General features: G+C 40.9%; 17 protein-coding genes. 11 read left to right on the forward strand and 6 right to left on the reverse strand.

The features are described 5' to 3' along the window. Positions 1-183: hypothetical protein (locus tag T489_RS14965; RefSeq protein WP_198020465.1), on the reverse strand; the 183-nt coding region annotated here is incomplete at its 3' end. A gap of 861 nt (positions 184-1,044) precedes the next feature. Between T489_RS14965 and T489_RS0109700 the strand changes: the two genes are divergently transcribed. After that, on the forward strand, positions 1,045-1,836 hold the full coding sequence (locus tag T489_RS0109700) for a hypothetical protein (protein ID WP_198020466.1): 792 nt from the start codon (positions 1,045-1,047) through the stop codon (positions 1,834-1,836). 1 nt (position 1,837) lies between these two features. After that, positions 1,838-2,464, forward strand: a complete 627-nt coding sequence (locus T489_RS0109705) for a hypothetical protein (RefSeq protein WP_031579840.1) — start codon at positions 1,838-1,840, stop codon at positions 2,462-2,464. Between the two features lie 126 nt (positions 2,465-2,590). Here the strand turns inward: T489_RS0109705 and T489_RS0109710 are convergent, their stop codons facing one another. Then, positions 2,591-3,238 (reverse strand): hypothetical protein, encoded by a 648-nt coding sequence (locus T489_RS0109710; RefSeq protein WP_031579841.1) that lies wholly within the window; start codon positions 3,236-3,238, stop codon positions 2,591-2,593. Positions 3,239-3,567: 329 nt separating this feature from the next. Here T489_RS0109710 and T489_RS0109715 point away from each other — a divergent pair, with 329 nt between their 5' ends. From T489_RS0109715 to ybaK, 6 genes are all read left to right on the forward strand, one after another. Continuing rightward, the gene (locus T489_RS0109715) at positions 3,568-5,568 is read left to right on the forward strand and encodes a type I restriction-modification system subunit M (RefSeq protein WP_031579842.1); all 2,001 of its coding nucleotides are present in this window, start codon (positions 3,568-3,570) and stop codon (positions 5,566-5,568) included. Continuing rightward, complete coding sequence (locus tag T489_RS0109720; protein ID WP_051621990.1) at positions 5,568-6,914, forward strand: restriction endonuclease subunit S; 1,347 nt, start codon at positions 5,568-5,570, stop codon at positions 6,912-6,914. The genes T489_RS0109715 and T489_RS0109720 overlap by 1 nt, the downstream gene beginning before the upstream one ends. 6 nt (positions 6,915-6,920) lie before the next feature. Continuing rightward, a complete protein-coding gene (locus tag T489_RS0109725) occupies positions 6,921-7,952 on the forward strand; it encodes a virulence RhuM family protein (protein ID WP_031579844.1) in 1,032 nt (343 codons plus the stop codon). 2 nt (positions 7,953-7,954) lie between these two features. Next, the gene (locus T489_RS0109730) at positions 7,955-10,924 is read left to right on the forward strand and encodes a type I restriction endonuclease subunit R (protein WP_031579845.1); all 2,970 of its coding nucleotides are present in this window, start codon (positions 7,955-7,957) and stop codon (positions 10,922-10,924) included. A gap of 621 nt (positions 10,925-11,545) precedes the next feature. Further along, positions 11,546-12,358: a metal-dependent transcriptional regulator gene (locus T489_RS15240; RefSeq protein WP_198020467.1), complete on the forward strand. Its 813-nt coding sequence runs from the start codon at positions 11,546-11,548 to the stop codon at positions 12,356-12,358. A 184-nt stretch (positions 12,359-12,542) separates the two neighbouring features. Next, positions 12,543-13,208: a Cys-tRNA(Pro) deacylase gene (gene ybaK, locus T489_RS0109745; protein ID WP_369791975.1), complete on the forward strand. Its 666-nt coding sequence runs from the start codon at positions 12,543-12,545 to the stop codon at positions 13,206-13,208. A gap of 154 nt (positions 13,209-13,362) precedes the next feature. Here ybaK and T489_RS0109750 read toward each other — a convergent pair whose 3' ends face one another. The 3 genes from T489_RS0109750 to T489_RS0109770 form a co-directional block, all read right to left on the reverse strand. After that, positions 13,363-13,884 carry a hypothetical protein gene (locus tag T489_RS0109750; protein WP_031579847.1) on the reverse strand — a complete coding sequence of 174 codons (522 nt, stop codon included), beginning with the start codon at positions 13,882-13,884 and terminating at the stop codon, positions 13,363-13,365. 861 nt (positions 13,885-14,745) lie between these two features. Further along, positions 14,746-15,192 carry an RrF2 family transcriptional regulator gene (locus T489_RS0109760; RefSeq protein WP_031579849.1) on the reverse strand — a complete coding sequence of 149 codons (447 nt, stop codon included), beginning with the start codon at positions 15,190-15,192 and terminating at the stop codon, positions 14,746-14,748. 616 nt (positions 15,193-15,808) lie between these two features. Beyond that, positions 15,809-16,702 carry a deoxycytidylate deaminase gene (locus T489_RS0109770; RefSeq protein WP_198020468.1) on the reverse strand — a complete coding sequence of 298 codons (894 nt, stop codon included), beginning with the start codon at positions 16,700-16,702 and terminating at the stop codon, positions 15,809-15,811. Positions 16,703-17,072: 370 nt separating this feature from the next. On the opposite strand from T489_RS0109770, the gene T489_RS0109775 reads away from it, so the two are divergent. The 3 genes from T489_RS0109775 to T489_RS0109785 all read left to right on the forward strand — a co-directional run bounded on the left by T489_RS0109775 (position 17,073) and on the right by T489_RS0109785 (position 19,241). Next, the gene (locus tag T489_RS0109775) at positions 17,073-17,396 is read left to right on the forward strand and encodes a TIGR04076 family protein (RefSeq protein WP_031579852.1); all 324 of its coding nucleotides are present in this window, start codon (positions 17,073-17,075) and stop codon (positions 17,394-17,396) included. 78 nt (positions 17,397-17,474) lie between these two features. Next, positions 17,475-18,317 carry a 4'-phosphopantetheinyl transferase family protein gene (locus T489_RS0109780; protein ID WP_157608200.1) on the forward strand — a complete coding sequence of 281 codons (843 nt, stop codon included), beginning with the start codon at positions 17,475-17,477 and terminating at the stop codon, positions 18,315-18,317. A gap of 498 nt (positions 18,318-18,815) precedes the next feature. After that, complete coding sequence (locus T489_RS0109785; RefSeq protein WP_031579854.1) at positions 18,816-19,241, forward strand: hypothetical protein; 426 nt, start codon at positions 18,816-18,818, stop codon at positions 19,239-19,241. Between the two features lie 111 nt (positions 19,242-19,352). On the opposite strand, the gene T489_RS0109790 is transcribed toward T489_RS0109785, so the two are convergent. Next, a partial coding sequence (locus tag T489_RS0109790; protein WP_031579855.1) for a hypothetical protein occupies positions 19,353-19,607 on the reverse strand: 255 nt, incomplete at its 5' end.

A 19,607-nucleotide genomic window follows, 5' to 3' on the forward strand; every position in this document is an offset into this window, starting at 1 on the left:
ATCAATGTCCTTTCTCTGTGATTTCAGATTACAGATATACTTCTCGGTATTTTTAATCAGGTCATCCTTAAACTGCACCTGACCGAATATTTTATCTTCAGACATGCCATAACCTGGTTCAAAAGAGCACAAAGTAAAGTTAGAAGAGTGGACATCAATTCCAATATATATTATCTTATTCATAACGACCTTCATTCAATGCATGTATTAAATTCATTTAATGTTTGCGGTAAATCCGTATCTGTTTATAGACATCTACAGTTTACACGGTAAATCCACGTTTTGCATTCATTCGTGGAGGTCGTTTCATATTGTCTTTCACCTTACTGTCACTAAACTAACACTTTACTGTCACCAAAATGGGAAAAAGGAGGTAAGAACGATTAAGATTTAAGCATTTTACAACCCCAGGGGGAGGTCAAATCTCTAAAACTGCGTCAAAAAGCTTCGGCCCCCTGCCTCCAAGCAGAAAAACGCTAATTCAAACGGGGATATAATCTGTGGATAAAATCGAAAGAAACATCATTTAATACCAGATGGTTAATTTCTCCTTTGATGATGAAAGAAGATGAGGAGAGATACATCTTTATGGTTTTTTGCATCAGTAATTGGATTGTTTGTATGAAAAATATGATCGATGTCTACCAAAAATAATAGGCTTTATGTTTGTGGTTGCGGATTTTGAGGATTGTTTGTGTTTAGATGACGATGTTGTTGATATTTGATTGCCTGGATGAAGATATGGATTCTTCTATAAAAGTTTATAAAATAAATATTTTATAAATGTCAATATATCCTTTTAGGAAATAGCAAACAATTATATAAAAACAAATACTAATCACAATATGCACATTAAAATTGGATGTTTTATATTTTCTACTGTTAAAAATCTGGCCCAGTGTGTTAATAATATAAGTGTTAAACGAGCTACCGATTGGAATTGCTGATGTGAGATTAAATGAAGTAGCATTAGAGCATTTTGGTTATTCATCATGTAAAGACAATGAGGCTGCTCAAATTGTTTTTTTTATTTAAATGAGGTTAATGATGTTCAAGAATTCCTCTCAAAAAAGTTCATCGATAAAGGATATAGCACACGCCTATGCTTTAGGTTGGGAATGTTCCCGAAATAGATATATCGCCAAAAGAAACATTTATGGAGAAGTCAATAGAAACAAATCAGAAAATGTGACCACTAAAGATATTGAACGGGCATTTATGAAAGGTTTGGCGTGTGGTCTCGGTTGTGCCTGTGCTGAAAGAGAGCAGACGATATCAACAATAAATAAAGTGAATCTGAATAAATCGTCAGGTGTGTTTCTGAATAATGAGAATGATACTATTGAATACAGTTCATACTTTAGCGACGGCATTGCAGAAGATCGTTTTGTAACACTGTATACCAAAACAGGCAGACCTTATCCTTATTTCTTTGATGATTTAAGTGAAGAGGAAAAAGCAGAGCTTGATAATAATCCCGTAACCGGTGGCAGGTATGATTACGTTAAATATTGCACTGACGGTTCCATCTACGATGTTCACCACATAATAAGTGCTGAGGCACTCAAGGCCACAGGACTGTTATCTTATAATACAGCACCGTGTATTCGTATGCTTAAGAGTGATCATCAAGATACAAAATCTCACGGTCGCTGTAAGTTGTCTGCAAACTATAGAACCAACCAGATTAAACTCATAAAACATGGAAGAATAAAAGAGGTTATTCTGAAAGAAATAAATACTATCCGTTCGCTATTTGGTTCCTGGTACGACCGAGAAATCAAAGAAATGCTGAAATTCGTGAACAAATTGGAAGACAATAATTGGGAGGTCTAATATGAAGGTTTTTGAATGGATACCAAATAAGTCAATCGGGGATTTGGTCTTCAACATGACAAGAGAAGAAGCCAGAAAGGCAATGGGGAATGCAACTTATACTCCGTGGTTTAAAGGAAGATCGGATATCTATAGAGACTACAGTATGCGTTTGGATTATGATGAAAACGGACTTCTTGAGGCTGTTGAATTTCTGGGAATGGAAAAGGGCTTTTTTGAAGTCTGGTATAACGGAAAATTAATATACCCAAAATATGAAAAGCATTTTTTCAATATTTTTGATAAAAGCAAGTTTACTCCTGATGAAACAGCATCATCATCTTATCAGTGTAATGAGCTCAATATCGCTGTCATCTGGAGTAAAGATGATGGTCCTGCCTGTATGGTGGGAAGGGAACATTATTGGGATGAAGCCGATGAAATAATAAAAGAACATTCTCTTCTCTGCGATCTGTCATTCAAATTAAAACCCGGCATGACTAGGGAAGAAACACGAGAAATTCTTAAAGAGAAATCTGATAAATTGATGGTTAGGGGGCGTGATGATATCTATTCCAGATATCTGTTAGTTGAATTTGATGAAAATGACAGAATGGAGTCTACAAAATTTGACTTTGACAATATGTAGCCGGAGGTTAACACTATCAATGGGCAGATTGGTTATTTAGCCTATGAGCTTCTTGACGGTAAACTAATCCGCACCGAGGCTGTGAAGGTGCTCCGGATAAAGTAGCAGAGCACCATTAGAATCGCTTTACTTACCGTAGCGGAATGCAGAATTGCCCGTGAGGTTTTTAAGCTGAACCTTACGGGCTTTTTTGTACTCGTCACCGATGAAACCTAGCCTTAGCAGAAAGCACCTGAATGCGTACTTGTCATTGTCGGACTGATTGGTGCAGGAGGATACCCGTTTAAGCTTCCTTGCCAGATCGCAGAGTCTGCTCACAAACTCAGTGTAGGCAGACACCTCATCGGGATTGGTGGTGAACTGAAACCAGGCAAAGCTTACATTATCCTCCGTGATTTCAAGAGCCAGCTTATCAGTAACAAACGCTCGTGCAAGCAGTTCTGATTTGTTCTCAATCAGTTTCTGCAGATTGGCGAGAGCCGATTCGGTGAAGCTGTTTTTGGGCATGGATCTGATAAGCCTATCCTCAGTCTGTTCCGTGCTTCCGGTAAATCCCTTGTCAGCTAAGTGGATAAGCAGACGTTCAATTGTTTCCTTATCTACAGTATCCGGAATTCGTAAGGTTCCGTCCTTTTCTAAAGTGCAGTCTCCGATTTTGTAAGCCATGCTCGGTACTTTCTGATAGCACGGAATGGCACGGAGTGCCGTGGCTATTTCTTCAGCGAGTTTAGGTCTCTGCTTTGGCTGTAAATCGAATCTAATATTTGTTTGCATGATTGTACCTTCCTTTGTTGTCTTAGGTCGGTACATATATATCCCTTTAAGGTGGCTGGATAGCAAGTTGTATGTGAGTGATAAATAAAGAGAATAGAACTTTAAATAGCATAGAAATTGCGCAAAGTCTATTGTTTTTTCGATTTTGCGAAATTCTGCTCGGAATGTTGTGTATGCACTGTGGTATCATGCAGTGAATTTGAAATTAAAATATTGCGGATAAATTATGTCTTGTCATGTTTGAATTATGATTCGAACAAGTGTTACTGTTTGTTTTAAGTAGATGACAAGAGCATATTTAAAAAGGTTAATTTTGGGAATGGTGGATAATGGATAATCAGGTACATAATTCAATAGTAAGTTTCATATGGGGAATTGCAGATGACTGCCTGCGTGACGTTTATGTAAGAGGTAAGTACAGGGATGTTATTCTTCCAATGACTGTTATTCGTCGTCTGGATGCATTATTGGAAGATACCAAAGAAGCAGTCCTTGATATGAAAAAGATGCTTGATGACGCAGGTGTCGATAATCAGTGGCCTGCACTTTGCAGTGCTGCAGGTCAGGCTTTCTGCAATGCATCCCCATTCCGCTTGCGAGACCTTACCAGCCGAGCAAAAAAACAAAAACTCAAAGCTGATTTTGAAGCCTATTTGGATGGCTTTTCACCTAATGTTCAGGAGATATTGGAGAAGTTTAAATTCCGCAATCAGTTGGATACCATGCTTGACGCTGACATTCTTGGCGCAGTTGTAGAAAAATTCATATCTTCCGACATAAATCTTTCACCAAAACCAATATACAAGGATGAAGCTAAAACCATTCTTAAGCATCCTGGTCTTGATAATCACGGCATGGGAACAATCTTCGAAGAACTGATCCGTCGCTTTAACGAAGATAATAATGAAGAAGCCGGTGAACACTGGACTCCTCGCGATGTTGTTGAACTGATGGCTGATTTAATATTTCTGCCTGTCGCTGACAAGATAAAAGATGCAACATATTCCTGCTATGACGGAGCCTGTGGAACCGGTGGCATGCTTACTGTGGCTCATGATCGACTCCTTACTCTTGCAGAAAACAACGGAAAGAAGGTTTCAATTCATCTGTACGGACAGGAAATTAACCCGGAAACTTATGCTATAGCCAAGGCTGATATGCTCCTTAAGGGAGACGGTGAAGAAGCTGAACATATAAGCTATGGTTCAACATTGTCTCAGGACGGAAATGCTACATTGCAGTTTGATTTCATGCTGTCAAATCCTCCATACGGGAAGAGCTGGAAGACCGATGCTGACAAAATGGGAGGAAAGGACGATATTCAGGACAGCAGATTCAAAACCAAATTGAATGATGAATCTGAACTCAAAATGATACCTCGTACAAGTGATGGTCAGCTTCTTTTCTTACTGAACAATGTGGCGAAGATGAAAAATAATACCGAATTAGGCAGCCGCATTGCTGAGGTACATAATGGTTCATCCATCTTTACGGGAGATGCCGGAAGCGGTGAAAGTAATGCCCGTCGCTATCTGATAGAAAACGATCTTGTAGAGGCAATAATTGCTGTTCCGGAAAATATGTTCTACAACACCGGGATAGGGACTTTTATTTGGGTTCTTTCAAATAAAAAAGAAGAACGTCGTAAAGGCAAAATTCAGCTGATCGATGCGACCTCCATGAAGTCTCCGCTTCGCAAGAATATGGGAAATAAAAACTGCGAATTCACTCCTGAGATCCGTAATGAAATCGTGCGCATTTTTACAGAAATGGAAGAAAGCGAAGTCAGCATGGTTCTCAATAATGATGAGTTTGCGTACTGGACTATTACTGTTGAACGTCCTTTGCGTCTGCGTGTATATTCTGATAGAGAGATCCCATCCGAGACATTTAAGAAGGCAGAGGAATTGGAGACTGCCAAAAAGGCTCTTGCATCTGTTCCTCCGGAAACACCAAAAGATGATTGGACTGCGTTTGCCAAGGCCACAAAACTTAAGGCTACAATTCTGAAAAAAATCCGCCCATTCATAACCGAAAAAGATTCACAAGCAAAGCCGATTGATGAGCCAGATGTTGATCTACGTGATACCGAAAATGTGCCGTTTACATATGAAGGTGGTATCGATGCTTTCATGAAAAATGAAGTGTTGTCATATGCTCCTGATGCATACGTAGATGAAGAAAAAACAGCCATTGGGTATGAAATCAGTTTTACCAAGTATTTCTATAAGCCTATAGAACTACGTGAAATGAGTGACATATTGGAAAGTCTTAAAGCCTTAGAAAAAGAGGCTGACGGTGTGCTTGCTGAAATAATGGAGGGGATGTGATGAATAAATACAGTGAATACAAGGATAACCCCGTTCCATGGATAGAAAGAATACCTGCACATTGGGGGTTGATGCGAGGGAAAAACTTGTTTGCAAAAATGCAACGTCCAGTGAGGGAATTCGATGAAGTTGTAACATGTTTTCGTGATGGAACAGTAACTTTAAGAAAAAATCGTAGAATTTCAGGTTTTACCGAGTCATTGAAGGAAATTGGTTATCAAGGGATTCGTAAAGGAGATCTAGTTATCCATGTCATGGATGCATTTGCGGGTTCGATAGGTGTTTCCGATTCTGATGGTAAAGGAACTCCTGTATATAGTGTATGTCAGGCAAAAGGTAATAGTAATAATCAGTACTATGCGATGTTATTACGAGAGATGGCTAGGACTGGCTACATACAGTCTCTATATCGAGGAATAAGAGAACGTTCTTCTGACTTCCGTTTTGAAGTGTTTGCCTCTCAGTTTTATCCGGTTCCTCCCCGTACTGAACAAGATCAGATCGTGAAATTCCTGGATTGGAAGGTTTCGTGTATCAACAAACTAATTTCTGTTAAGAGAAGAAAAATTGAAGAATTGGAGGAACTTAAGCGAAGTAGAATTGGTTATTTGATAATGGGGCAGTCAACGAACATACCTAGGCGTAAAACAAGCATCTGTTGGGTAAAAACTATACCAGCTCATTGGGATGAGAAATCTCTGATTCAGTTTGCAGAAGAGCAACAAATTAAGAACACAGGGATGATCGAGGACAACTTGCTGTCTCTGAGCTACGGGAAAATAATCAACAAAGATATTAATACAACTGACGGTCTTCTTCCTGCAAGCTTTGAGGGCTACCAGATTGTATATAACGGTAATATTATCCTTCGACTTACAGACCTCCAGAACGATCACAAGAGCCTTCGCACTGGCATTGTTACCCAGACCGGAATTATTACCTCGGCGTATACTTGTCTTAAATCGAGAGATGGTATTCTTTCAGAGTACCTTCAATTGCAGCTTCATGTAGCAGATCTCTGCAAAGTTTTTTATGGTATGGGAGGAGGTGTTCGTCAGAGTATTGGCTTTAAGGATATTCGTGGCCTTATGATCGCAATTCCACCAATTAATGAGCAACAACAGATTCTTAATCTTGTACACCGTGTTGAGCAACCAATCAACCTCGCCATAAATAAAAACAAAGAGATTATCATTACCCTCGAAGATTTGAAGAAACGCTTGATAGCAGATGTCGTTACCGGTAAAGTTGACGTCCGTAATATTGAAATTCCTGAATATGAATTTGTGGAAGAAGAAAATGATACAGTAGCAAATTCTGACAACAAAGAAGGCCCAGAGGAATAGGTAGTTATGGCAGATAAAAATGAACTTATTCCTAATAATCAAGGTGATGTGATTATTTATCAAACTGACGATGGTAAAACAAAGATCGATGTTCGTTTTGTTGATGAATCAGTGTGGTTAACACAACTACAGTTGGTAAAACTATTTGACAGCAGTAAAGCTAACATAAGTGAACACATAAAAAACATCTATGAGGAAGGAGAATTAGATGAAGAGTCAACTGTTCGGAAATTCCGAACAGTTCAAATTGAGGGAGACCGGGAAGTTACGAGAACTGTAACTCATTATAATCTCGACATGATCATATCTTTGGGATATCGAGTAAAGTCAATTGTTGCCACCAAGTTCCGACGCTGGGCAACAGAGAGATTAAAAGAATACCTTATCAAAGGATTCACGATGGATGATGACCGCCTGAAGAACCTAGGAGGTGGCAATTACTGGAAGGAACTTCTTGATCGCATCCGTGATATCCGTTCATCCGAAAAGGTTATGTACCGTCAGGTTCTTGATTTGTACGCTACCAGTGTTGACTATGATCCTAAAAGCAGAGAATCTGTTGCTTTTTTCAAGATGGTTCAAAATAAACTGCATTACGCTGCCCAAGGACACACAGCCGCCGAGGTTATTTACGAACGTGCTGATGCAGACAAGCCTTTTATGGGGCTGACTTCTTTTTCCGGAGATTTTCCGACATCTAAAGATATAGGGATTGCCAAAAATTATCTTTCAGAAGAAGAACTGAAAATTCTGAACGGAATTGTTTCTGGTTATTTTGATTTCGCAGAAGTTCAGGCAATGCGCCACAATCCGATGCATATGAGTGATTATGTGGAGCATTTAGACCGCATCCTCTCGACTACTGGTGAACAGATACTTGTTTGTGCTGGAAAAATCAGTCATAAGCAGGCAATGGATAAAGCAAATCGGGAATACCAACGTTTTCTTGTGCAGAACCTTTCTCCGGTTGAAGAGGCGTACCTGCAAACCATAAAGGAAGTAGAAAAAACTGCTAAGAAAAAAACGAAGGAGAAGTGATTATGCCAAAATTTACTGATACCAGAGAGAGTGGTTTTGAAACATTAATTGTTAAATGGCTTGTTGAGCACAATGGTTACGAAGAAGGTAATAATGCTGATTACAACAAAGATTATGCAATTGATGAAACAAGACTCTTTCGTTTTTTAAATGAATCTCAGTATGAGCAGATGGAAAAACTCGGAGTATTCCATTCCGAGCAGAAAAAAAGACAATTTTTAAATCGTTTGCAGGGAGAAATAGCCAAACGAGGCATTATCGATGTTTTGCGAAACGGCATCAACGTGTACCCGGCAAGCCTTATAATGTTCTACCTTGCTCCTTCTGAAAATAATGAAAAGGCAAAAGAGAATTTTGAAAAGAATATTTTCAGCGTAACTAGACAGTTGCGCTACTCCAATGATTCGTCAAAACTGGCTTTGGATTTATGTGTGTTTATAAACGGTCTGCCAGTTATAACTTTTGAACTTAAAAACCAGTTTACCAAGCAGAACGTTAATAATGCCGTGGAACAGTATAAATCAGATCGAGATCCAAGAGATTTGATATTCAGTTTCAAGCGTTGCATGGTTCATTTTGCAGTAGATGATGCACGCATTAAATTCTGTACCAAACTTGCTGGGAAAGACAGCTGGTTCCTTCCTTTCGACAAGGGGTATCTTGACGGAGCAGGAAATCCTCCAAATCCTGAAGGCATAATGACCGATTACCTTTGGAAGGATATTCTTACAAAAGAAAAACTGACTCTGATTATTGAAAATTATGCTCAGGTAGTTGTTGAGGTTGATGAAGACACAAAACGTAAAAAGGAAATTCAGATTTTCCCACGTTATCATCAGTTGGATGTCGTTACTAAACTGCTTGACGATGTTAAGAAAAATGGTGTCGGTAAAAAATATCTTATTCAGCATAGCGCAGGCTCAGGCAAATCAAATTCAATAACATGGCTTGCCCATCAATTGATGGAGCTGGAACAGAACGGAAAACCAATGCTTGATTCCGTTTTAGTGGTAACAGACCGACGAATTCTCGATAAGCAGATCAGAGACAATATAAAACAATTTGCCCAAATACACAGTACAGTAGCGTGGGCAGAACATTCTGGCGATTTAAAGAATGCCATTCAGGATGGTAAGCGGATAATAATAACCACTGTAGAGAAGTTTCCATTTGTAGTTCCTGAGATCGGAGCCGAGCATAAGAATAACAAATTTGCCATTATTATTGATGAGGCGCATTCTGGCCAGAGTGGCAGGAATTCAGCTCAGATGAATTTGGCTCTTTCCGGTCTTGCCTCAGATGAAGAGATGGATAATGAAGATAAAATTAATGCAATGATGAATGGGCGGAAACTGCTTCATAACGCCAGTTATTTTGCATTCACTGCCACGCCTAAGAATAAGACGCTGGAAATCTTCGGTGAGCCATATGAGGATTGTGGTGAGACCAAACACAGACCGTTCCATGTTTATACAATGAAACAGGCTATTCAGGAGGGATTCATTCTTGATGTTCTTCAGAATTACACGCCTATCGATAGTTTCTATAAACTGTTAAAAACAGTTAAAGACGATCCTAAGTTTGATAAAAAGAAGGCAGAAAAGAAACTTCGTAATTTTGTCGAAAGCCACAAGTATACCATTGAGAAAAAAGCTGCCATAATGGTTGATCATTTTCATGAACAGGTGATAGAAAAGGGAAAGATTGGCGGCCAGGCACGAGCAATGATCGTAACTGCCAGCATCCCTAGATGTGTTGAATACTACTATGCCGTTGAAGATTGTCTGAAGGCAAGAAACAGCCCGTACAAGGCTATTATCGCCTTTTCAGGAGAACACAAGCGTGATGGCCAAGAAAAGCCACTTACGTCAGCATCAATTAATGGTTTTTCCGATAGTAAAATCCCTAAGGAATTTAAAAAGGATCCGTATAGAATCCTTATTGTAGCTGACATGTTCCAAACAGGTTTTGATGAACCACTTCTTCATACAATGTATGTAGATAAGATCCTTTATGATATAAAGGCGGTTCAGACACTGTCCAGACTTAACCGTTGTCATCCGAAAAAGTATGATACCATTGTACTTGATTTTGCAAATGATCCGGAATTGATAAAACAGTCGTTTTCACGTTATTACAGAACCACAATCTTATCAAGTGAAACGGATCCAAATAAGTTATACGACCTTATAGCGCTCATGGTAAAACATAATGTATATGCCGACAGCGAAGTAAAGATTTTGGTAAACAAATACCTGAATGGTGAAAAGCGTGAACATTTTGATTTTATCCTTGATTCATGCGTGGCAAGGTACAATCAATTGGATACAGAATCTCAGGTTGAATTCAAGGGGGCTGCTAAAGCATTTTGCAGAACATATGGCTTTTTAGGTGCAATTCTTCCTTATGGCAATGCTGACTGGGAACGCCTTTCTATTTTTCTGAACTTCCTTGTACCTAAACTGCCATCTCCTTCCAGTGATGATTTCACCAAAGGAATTTTAGAAACAATAGATTTGGAAAGCTACCGTAATGAAGCTAAAGCCACAATGTCCATAATTCTTGAAGATAAGAATACAGAGGTTGATCCCGTACCAACCGGAGGTGGTGGTCGCATCGTTAATCCTGAACTGGATTCGCTTTCCTCTATCATCGCTCAGTTTAATGATATTTTCGGAAATATTGAATGGAACGACGCTGATAATGTTCTCCGGCAAATTCAGGAGATTCCGGGAATGGTGTCTAAAGATGAAAAGTATAGGAACGCCATGAAGAATTCTGATGAGCAAAATGCAAGGATGGAGAGCGAACGAGCTTTACAGAATGTCATTCTTTCTATAATGAAAGATAATATGGAACTGTTCAAACAGTTCCAGGATAATCCTTCCTTTAAGAGCTGGCTCTCAAACATGGTGTTTAATCTGACCTATAATCACGAAGGGAAAATTTTCGAACCGAGCAGAACAAACTGACACACTGTATATTGTGGTGTTTCGCATGGTATCGTTACATATATTTAAACACCAAGCAAACACCATTCTTTTGCAGAAGTGCCGTAAATCCGCGGTTTACGGCACTTCTGCGGTATATAAGTTCTCCTTCTCGAATATGCGTTGTTTTACGTCAGGTATCTGATTTCTTCCGCAATGTCGGTTTTCCGGTGTATACGGTGAATACCCGGAAATCTCACGGCGCAAAATTGAAGAAAGCTAAAAAAAATCAGTATGGGTAAGGATTTTTCTTTGGTGATCTTTTCAGGCTTTATTATAATAAGACAAGAGAAAGAGAACAGATAACAAAACTCGGCGTGTTATAACGCCTTTCCGATATTTTTTATTTCACGGATAACGGATACATTCTTACGGCTGTCTGTGCCGGCGGTTTTATCCGCTGCTTCAGAAGTTTTTTTACTGTTATGACCGTGAAAGACTTATGGTTCAGGACGGATATCATTCATCCGTACCTGCGGCGGATGATGCGTGTATTCCGTACGTGGATATGCACATCTGTCCGGAATTCCGCCATAATCGGCTCTGTTCAGTGTAGGAATATAAGAAGAATAACGATTAATGTACTTGTAGGGTTGTTGCGGTATGTCCAGTCATATTGAACATGAATCAATGGAAAACTATCTTGAAACGATACATAAGCTTGGAGGACTGAAGCAGAGTGTCCGTTCCATCGATATTGCCAGAGAGCTTGGTCTTTCCAGACCTTCGGTGAGCCGTGCAGTGAAAATCCTCAGGGAACGCGGGCTGATAACCGTTACGGAAGACGGATTCATCAGTCTGACCTCCGCAGGTAACGACCTGGCTGAAAGGGTAATGCATATTCATGCCTGTCTAGTAAAGTTTCTCCTTGATACCACCGGTGTCACTGTCGTACAGGCGGATATCGATGCCTGTCGCATTGAACACGTGGTAAGCGATGAAACGGTAAAAGGGATAGAAGATTATATCAGCAGGAACAGCCTGACCGCTCCTGAAACCGAGACCGAGGTCTGCTCTCATTTCCCTGACAGTACCGAACTTCTGGAATCCGGTGAAAACTATCTGGAAACCATTCTTATACTCCGCAGAAAAAAGGACTGGGTAAGAGCGGTGGATATCGCCAATCTGCTTAATCTCTCCAGGGCTTCGGTAAGCCGTGCCATAGGAGTGCTCAGACAGAAGGGGTATCTTGACATCGGTGAAGGAAATGAACTGATTCTTACCGCCAAGGGTGAGACCTGCGCCAGAGAGATTTACAGCAAGCATCTGCACCTTGAAGCCTTCCTGAAATTCACTCTCGGCATCCCTGATGAAATTGCGGACAAGGATGCCTGTCGTATCGAGCATATGATAAGCAGGGAAGCTTTCCAGGGAATCAAAAAGTATCTTAAGAATCACGGGGTAAAGGTCGGCTGATTCCGATTCCAGAATTATCTCAGGCGGCAAGCCGTAATCTGTCTGTCCGATTTACCGGAATGTTCCTGTACCGGCTGCCGATATGGTCGGTTACCGCCTCCTCTGCAGACTGAACCTTACAGGTGTGCTTCTCCGCTCCGATAAAAGAAACAGCCGGTTCTGAACGATATGCACGGAATGCTGCATGATAAATCAGGTTGAATGTTCTCCTGCAATTAATCGTTACGGCATACCGGTCTTAACCTTTTTGGTTGATTTTCAGAAAAGAAAGTTTAAAGTATACATAGTGATATGCGAAAAGCCGGCCTGCGTGCTTCTTTATCTGTCAGCAGGAGCTCGTGGAAAAACGGTGATTTTTTCAATAATGGGAATAACGAAAATGATGACACCTGCAACCAAATTTCTGGACAGTAATAAAATCCAGTACAGCATGTATAAGTATGAATGTGATGCCAAAACCGATTTCGGTCATATGGCGGCAACCAAACTTGGCAGGGATCAGAACGAGGTATTCAAGACTCTGCTTATTCATCATGAAAAAACCTATGTTACCGCGGTTATTCCGGTGAACTGCAATCTCAACCTTAAACGTGCAGCCAAACTTGCCGGTCTCAAGAATGCCGAAATGGTAAAGCCGGCCGATGCCGAAAGACTTACCGGTTACGTCTGCGGCGGTATCAGCCCGTTCGGTCAGAAGAAAAGAACCATGACCCTGGTGTCAGACAGGGCGCTTGCTCTTAAGGAAATGCTGGTAAGCGGCGGACAGCGCGGTTTTTCCGTAGGTCTTCCTCCCGATGTGCTGATTAAGGCTCTTGATGCCAGAACAGGAGATATTACGGACGACCAGTAATATCCGTCCCGACTGTAAAGCCCGTGGCGGAAAGGCTGTCGGGTTCAGCTGCTTTAAAAACACAAGCCTGCTCTGAAATAATTCAAAGCAGGCTTTAATCTGCATAATACCGTCTGAGAACATCAGGAATGTTTTCAGTTTTTCATTCCGGAAATCAGGCTGTTACCTGTTCGGCGTTTTCGTAATTTTCAATATTAAAGAATTCATAAAGTTTGAGGGAAGATTCATGAGTGGAATCTTCGTAACCGAAACGGAGAACCAGTTTACCGCAGTAGCGCTCCTGAGCCCATAATGAGAAGTGGAAGTATCTGATCTGATAATGGGAGTCATCAACCACTTTTTCCAGATCGGCATGGTCGAATGACTGAGTGAAGGAGATGTCTTCCTTCCAGTACTCATTCAGGTTGCCGATGGTATAGAGAAAACAACCGCCAAGATTCTGTCTGGTAATGGAATACTTGTTGTTTATGACAAGCGTATCCTGATCTCTCATGACAATCTTGTTGAAAGATTTAAGATAGACTTTCTTTGATCCGGTTTCATCCCGTGTTTCGGAAGAAGCAGGGCATTCTTCCGGTTTCTGTTCATTAGTCCCGCTGGTATGTGTTCCTGAAAAACCTGCATTATCCGTATCTTTATTAAAGAAATTAAATTTAAATGCATGTCTTAAGTTCATTTTTATAAAGTCCTCGCACAGGTATGTCTGAAAAGAAAAATGACTGATTATCAGGCCTCTTCCGGCAACACCTTGTTTATGAAAGCCGCCACTCTCACCGGCGCTTCCTTCTGTCTTATTTTTATAATTATCAGCAGTTTGATTACTGTATTTTATTCTTTGGTCTTATCCGTGTTTTCTGAATTCTTTCCGGCATCCGTTATGGAGGATAGGCTAGTCTTTCCTGCCGAAAAAGAGATATGTTTGGTAAAAACACATTAACTATTGTAAATTCAGAACGGCATCTCTGTTTAAAGGTAATATTCAAAATGTGATGTTATACATATCACCTGATGTTAAAAGGTGAGAGGTATCAAAATATTATGGCTGAAAAATTACTGAAAACAGCATGAGAATAGTGTTTTCGGTACCGGACAAGCCTGACTGTTCATGATCCGCAGTCCGGCAGCTTCCATTCGGTGTGCGGCACTGAACCTGTCATCAGTCAGTGATTCTGAATTCAGTTTCAGGATCCTGTATTAAATTTAAGGTGATTGAACCGACAGAAAACTGAGTACTGAAAAACTGTTCCGGGCATCGGTTTAAGACATACGTGCTGAAAAGCCGTATGGCAGATCAATCGGATTCTGATATTTCAGATTACGGAAACACCGTGCAAAAACAGATGGATGGAGTGATGCGCTGAATGGGCTTAAATCAGATGCGGGCTGTGGTGAATGAGTTCTGAGTACAGGAAAACCTGAGGCGAAGAAATTTCTTTCTTCACCCGCCGGTTTCCGTTTCTGTCAGAACGTCTGTAACAATTGATTCTATTCAGAACGTGAAATCATATCATCCGGAGATTCCGGATAAAGGCAGGTATCAGATACCTGCACCCATCATGATTTCATTTAAATTAACGCGATCCATTTCTGCAAGATCCGCGATTGTGGTGTGGTCCACCACTGAGTTGATGCTTTCCTTAAGCTTTTCCCAGAGATGATAGGTGGCACATGAATACTTTCTTTCACATGGAACCCCGTTGTTTTCCAGACATGGAACAGGGGAGAGATCACCTTCGGTAAGTCTGAGAATGGTTCCAACGGTAATGTCTTTTGGTGCTTTGGCGAGCTCATAACCGCCCTGAGTACCTCTTTTTGCACTGACCACGCCGCCACGGCGCATCAGACCGATGATCTGTTCAGCATACTTTTCAGAGATATTCTGTCTTTCGGCCAGTTCCTTGAGCCTCACAGGAGAAGACTGATCGAATTTCGCCAATTCAATCATCAGTCTCAGAGCATATCTGCCTTTGGTAGAAATTTTCATACTGTATCCTTACGTTTGTCGAATTTATAATTATTTTTTAGAAAAACATATCACAATGCTATGATTTTATAATACGACTTAACTTATAAAAACGAATATATGTAATAATATGTTTTATTTATTTAAATTTTATAATGAAAGCAAATTTAAATATCTTTTGTCAGAGATCTCTTAAATTTGCTTAGCATAATATACTATAAATTGATATGAATTTACAAGTTTGTAACTTTGGTTTTTGCGACGATGGAGCAGTTTTAACCACATTTGTATAAAAAACGTCTGTTATCTCAGGTTTTTTCAGGAGCGTCAGCACCTTGTTTTTTCAGGAGTCCGGGACATTTCTGCTCATAAAGAAAATATATTGCACGCATCTGTTTGCCGTGCGGTCGGTTATGAGCGGTGTTCATGCGGCGGAAATGGCGGTCTTACCGGCGGTTTCAGGAGAAAATGAAGAGTCCGGGGCTCTGTTGCAAACTTATAAATTCCGGAATATGCCGGATCCGCGGAAAATGACGGTAATGAAGTTAATTCGGAAAAATATAGAGAGTGTTTACGCCGTACCTTAAGTTATGTTTAAAGTCGGTACGGCATAACCTGCATGAGAACCTTAATCAGGTTAAATGTCAGTGAGGGTGTTTTCCTTTTCATTGAAGTAGTAGCACTTTACGCCGCATTCACTGAACATTACCTTGGAGAAGTTCCAGGCTTCCTGCCAGCGTTCATTGACTTTTGTATCAATAAAAACCTCTGATATACCGGCCTGGATAATGGCCTTGGCGCATTCCTGACATACCGGCAGATTATGAATGTAGATGGCTGCGCCGACAACTGAAGAACCGTTGTAAAGGGCGTTCAGAATGGCATTCATTTCGGCATGCACCACCAGCTTGTATTTGATTTCCCTGGTGTTGTAGCGTTCAGGAGTATCCGCCACTCCTCGCGGAAAGCCGTTGTATCCCTGGGAAATAATCTGTCCCTTGTCACCGACGATAATCGCTCCGACCTTGGATGACGGATCCTTTGACCAGGTGCTTACCAGTTCGGCGATTTTAAAGTAGCGGCTGACCCATTTGAGTTTTGATTTAAGTTCCGGTGAAACTTCATTCCGGTTCAGGGCATCTGCCTGCGCTGCCGGGGTATCCCTGATTCCGTTAAGGACACTGTCAAAGTGTTCTGCAATGACGGGATTCTGACTGTTTAAACGCAGACAGGCTTTAAGCAGGGGATTACGGCTGCCGTCACGGTTGTTTCTGTAAAAGCCTGCTGAATAGCTGTTTAAATCAATGAAATAGGTATAGTCGGCATTTTCCGATGCGTTTCCCCTGAAATTACGCGTCATGAATTCAAAGGCTTCGTCGTCATCGCCGCTGATGACTCCGCCGGTGTTTTTATTCCAGAAAGGTGCGGTAGCCAGAAGATACCCGGCTTTTTCCGGTTCTCCCTGAGGTGTGCCGAAGGTTAGGGTTGTACCGTTCTTTAATTTCAGTTCAATATTGGCGTAAGCTTCCATCTGCGTGTCCTGACTGTTTTTCAGATTGAATTATTTTCCATGTCGATTTTAAAACGATATGCGCCGTTTGCAAACAAAATCGGCAGAATGTAATCGTAAATCCGTATTTACTTCAAAATGATGTGGTTTTCTGTTTTAAATATCGGGAATGTCTCTTAAGTACTGTTTTTTATGGCGTATAAAATCTTAATGTTTTTTAACAGGCATAAAGATGTTATAAGTTCCAATAATAAAAAAGCATGTAAAAGAATCAAATCTGAATAATAAAGTGTGCAATAGGTATGGCTGCAGGTAATTTTTTGGCCTGTATACGGTAATGGTTTGTCATAACTGATGTTAGAATACGTAATGAAGCTTTTGAGGAACGGCCATGAAAAAAGTAAAAATCACCGTAATGAGAATTTCGAGATACGACGATCTCATCGCAGAGTATGAGAATCCCATACCCCATCCCTGTGACATGCGGGAGGGTATGGTTTTTATAGCTGACGGATGGCGAAAGCCGGACGATTTCTGCGAAAGCGCCTGGACTTCGATTTCCTCGTTTGTGATGACTCTGGCCTGCGGCGGTTCAGGCATTTACGACGGCTGGATGAAAAATCCCCGTTCGGCCATGATTTCCTGTAACGACGGATTTCGTCCGGTGAGCTTTCTGCTTGAGGCTCTGGATGAGGAAGCATCGGTGCAGGAATAGACAGGGCATGACAGGGATGTGACGCCGGCATGGTGTTCACGGGGTGATAACGGATACGGCAGATTAAAGGTGACAGAGGTGAGCAGAGTAAAGGTATTGAGATGCAGACTTACGGAAGATGTTTTTTCCGTTCCCGTTCATGAGTATGTGTCTCAGCTTATTCCCGAGGACTTCTATTCGAGGGTGCTTTCAAGAAGAATAAGCTACTATACCGGAAGGCTGATGCTGGCTTCCGCTCTTGCCGGGTTCTGCGGAGTCAGGGGACTTCTTGAAACGGATATCTGCTGTTCCGAACACGGCAAGCCTTATCTGACGGAGTCCTTTTATCTGAGAACCGGTATCCGTAAAAAAATAGGATTCAACATCACTCACAGCGGTAATTTTCTGTACATGAGCTTTGCCGATGCGGAAACTTCCATAGATCTTGAAAAAATAAAGCTCCGCAAAACCATGCATGATGTTGCCGGAAAGTATTACAGTGCGGCGGAGAACAGGGTGATGGCTGAAGCGGGGGAAAGAGAGGCGGAGTGGTTCTTTCATTTCTGGACCGTGAGGGAAACGCTGGTCAAGTACAGCGGAAACGGTCTGCCTGACATGAACCGCTTCAGCTTCTCTGTGCCGGCGGCGGATTCCGGCGATGCCGAATCTTTTGATTTCGCGGGAAAAATGGATATTACCCCTCCTGATGACTGCAGTGTTTACCGCAGAGACAGTGTGATAGCCACTTTCCTGATCAATGAGGAATCCGCGGCAGGCGATGAACAGTATTCTCTTTCCCTGTATCTTGATTCATTTTCGGATCTGTCCTCGGTTGAATTTCTGAACATGAGAATTCCCGACGCGACTCATGCAGAACCGGATTTTATAAGGATTCCTGCTCCTCGCAGTATTCAGCTTATCAGCAGAATCTCCGGACGATGAATTTTAAGGCCTCCGGTTTTCTTCACATTATCCGCCGGCATTAAGACGGATATACATTTCATATACGTATCAGTCGGATTTTTTATAAATTACCTTTTTCCGGTTGCCGTCAGTTCTGCTTTTCTGTTCTTAATCTGATCGGAATACAGAAGATAAACAACATCACTTTCTTATTTGTTTAATATATTGCCGGCTATTGATTTTAGTCTGATAATGTTTAAAAAATTTTATGCAGTTGTTAAAAAATTATTAATTTTCTATTGTGAATGTTAATAAAATGTATTAATATTTTCAAAAGTCAAACGGGGTGAATTTCATGAATAATGAGATTCGGCAGGAATAAAAATTCCAGAACCGGTAACACCGGAAGACACTGATGCGTTCACTATAAAAATTACAAACATAACTGATTTAGAAACACATTGGCGCAGATGTTTCTGTTACCTCAGGCTTTCCCGTGATTGTGTGTGGCTCAAAACGTTGATTATCAGCATGTGTATGAAAAAATTATCCCTTTTAGTTCTTCCTTTACTGTTTGCATTCTGTTCCTCTCAGGCTCTGGCTTTTACCGCTCCTTCAGGATATGTAATGGGTAAGTCCAGAACCCTGAAGAATCTGTACATCGAAGATTACCGCAATTCCAACGGCGGCGTGATCTATAAGATTGATTACAACAACTACCGTCATTTCAAGATCGATGAAAAGCTGGTTCTTAACGGTCTTAACTGCATGAATGTGGAAATTTCAGCAGATGAAAGGGATCTTTATGCGGATGAATGTACCGCATCTCCAAGAGGCTCATTCTTCAGCACCGTATCTCACAATACCTATACCGTTGAAGCCTACGCTGCGGATGAACAGATCCATATCGTGGTTTACAATCATCGCGTATCAGACGATTCTCTCGCTGAACTGAGATGGTAGGCACGAGTTTATCTTAATCAGTACTGAAAAAGGCAGCCGTGAGGCTGCCTTTTTTCCCGAGTTTGATACTTAATCGGTGACAAACCCTGTATTTAAGCCAAAAACGAGCTTTTAAGGTGTTGTGTACATCGATTTTAGTATTTTTGAATGATAGCGGTTTAAATCTTCAATCCTCACATATCTGGAGTCAAATTTGATCCCCAGGATTTTATCCAACTCATCCACTACAGACTCTCTTTTGTTCAATGAATATATGTCCTTGGACAATTCTGTTGCCATAGCAGAATTTAATCCGTCTATTATTTTCCTGCCGGAGTACTGATGTTTCAATCTGAGCTCAAGCATTCTGAGCATGGTGAGAGAAAT

Source organism: Ruminobacter sp. RM87 (assembly GCF_000701925.1).
Taxonomy (GTDB): domain Bacteria; phylum Pseudomonadota; class Gammaproteobacteria; order Enterobacterales; family Succinivibrionaceae; genus Ruminobacter; species Ruminobacter amylophilus.

What these genes read in the sequence shown, in the direction of transcription:
- T489_RS0109700 (WP_198020466.1), top strand. Translation starts at nt 1,045, where the DNA reads ATGATGTTCAAGAATTCCTCTCAAAAAAGTTCATCGATAAAGGATATA.
- T489_RS0109705 (WP_031579840.1), top strand. Translation starts at nt 1,838, where the DNA reads ATGAAGGTTTTTGAATGGATACCAAATAAGTCAATCGGGGATTTGGTC.
- T489_RS0109710 (WP_031579841.1), bottom strand. Translation starts at nt 3,238, where the DNA reads ATGCAAACAAATATTAGATTCGATTTACAGCCAAAGCAGAGACCTAAA.
- T489_RS0109715 (WP_031579842.1), top strand. Translation starts at nt 3,568, where the DNA reads ATGGATAATCAGGTACATAATTCAATAGTAAGTTTCATATGGGGAATT.
- T489_RS0109720 (WP_051621990.1), top strand. Translation starts at nt 5,568, where the DNA reads ATGAATAAATACAGTGAATACAAGGATAACCCCGTTCCATGGATAGAA.
- T489_RS0109725 (WP_031579844.1), top strand. Translation starts at nt 6,921, where the DNA reads ATGGCAGATAAAAATGAACTTATTCCTAATAATCAAGGTGATGTGATT.
- T489_RS0109730 (WP_031579845.1), top strand. Translation starts at nt 7,955, where the DNA reads ATGCCAAAATTTACTGATACCAGAGAGAGTGGTTTTGAAACATTAATT.
- T489_RS15240 (WP_198020467.1), top strand. Translation starts at nt 11,546, where the DNA reads ATGTCCAGTCATATTGAACATGAATCAATGGAAAACTATCTTGAAACG.
- ybaK (WP_369791975.1), top strand. Translation starts at nt 12,543, where the DNA reads ATGATAAATCAGGTTGAATGTTCTCCTGCAATTAATCGTTACGGCATA.
- T489_RS0109750 (WP_031579847.1), bottom strand. Translation starts at nt 13,884, where the DNA reads ATGAACTTAAGACATGCATTTAAATTTAATTTCTTTAATAAAGATACG.
- T489_RS0109760 (WP_031579849.1), bottom strand. Translation starts at nt 15,192, where the DNA reads ATGAAAATTTCTACCAAAGGCAGATATGCTCTGAGACTGATGATTGAA.
- T489_RS0109770 (WP_198020468.1), bottom strand. Translation starts at nt 16,702, where the DNA reads ATGGAAGCTTACGCCAATATTGAACTGAAATTAAAGAACGGTACAACC.
- T489_RS0109775 (WP_031579852.1), top strand. Translation starts at nt 17,073, where the DNA reads ATGAAAAAAGTAAAAATCACCGTAATGAGAATTTCGAGATACGACGAT.
- T489_RS0109785 (WP_031579854.1), top strand. Translation starts at nt 18,816, where the DNA reads ATGAAAAAATTATCCCTTTTAGTTCTTCCTTTACTGTTTGCATTCTGT.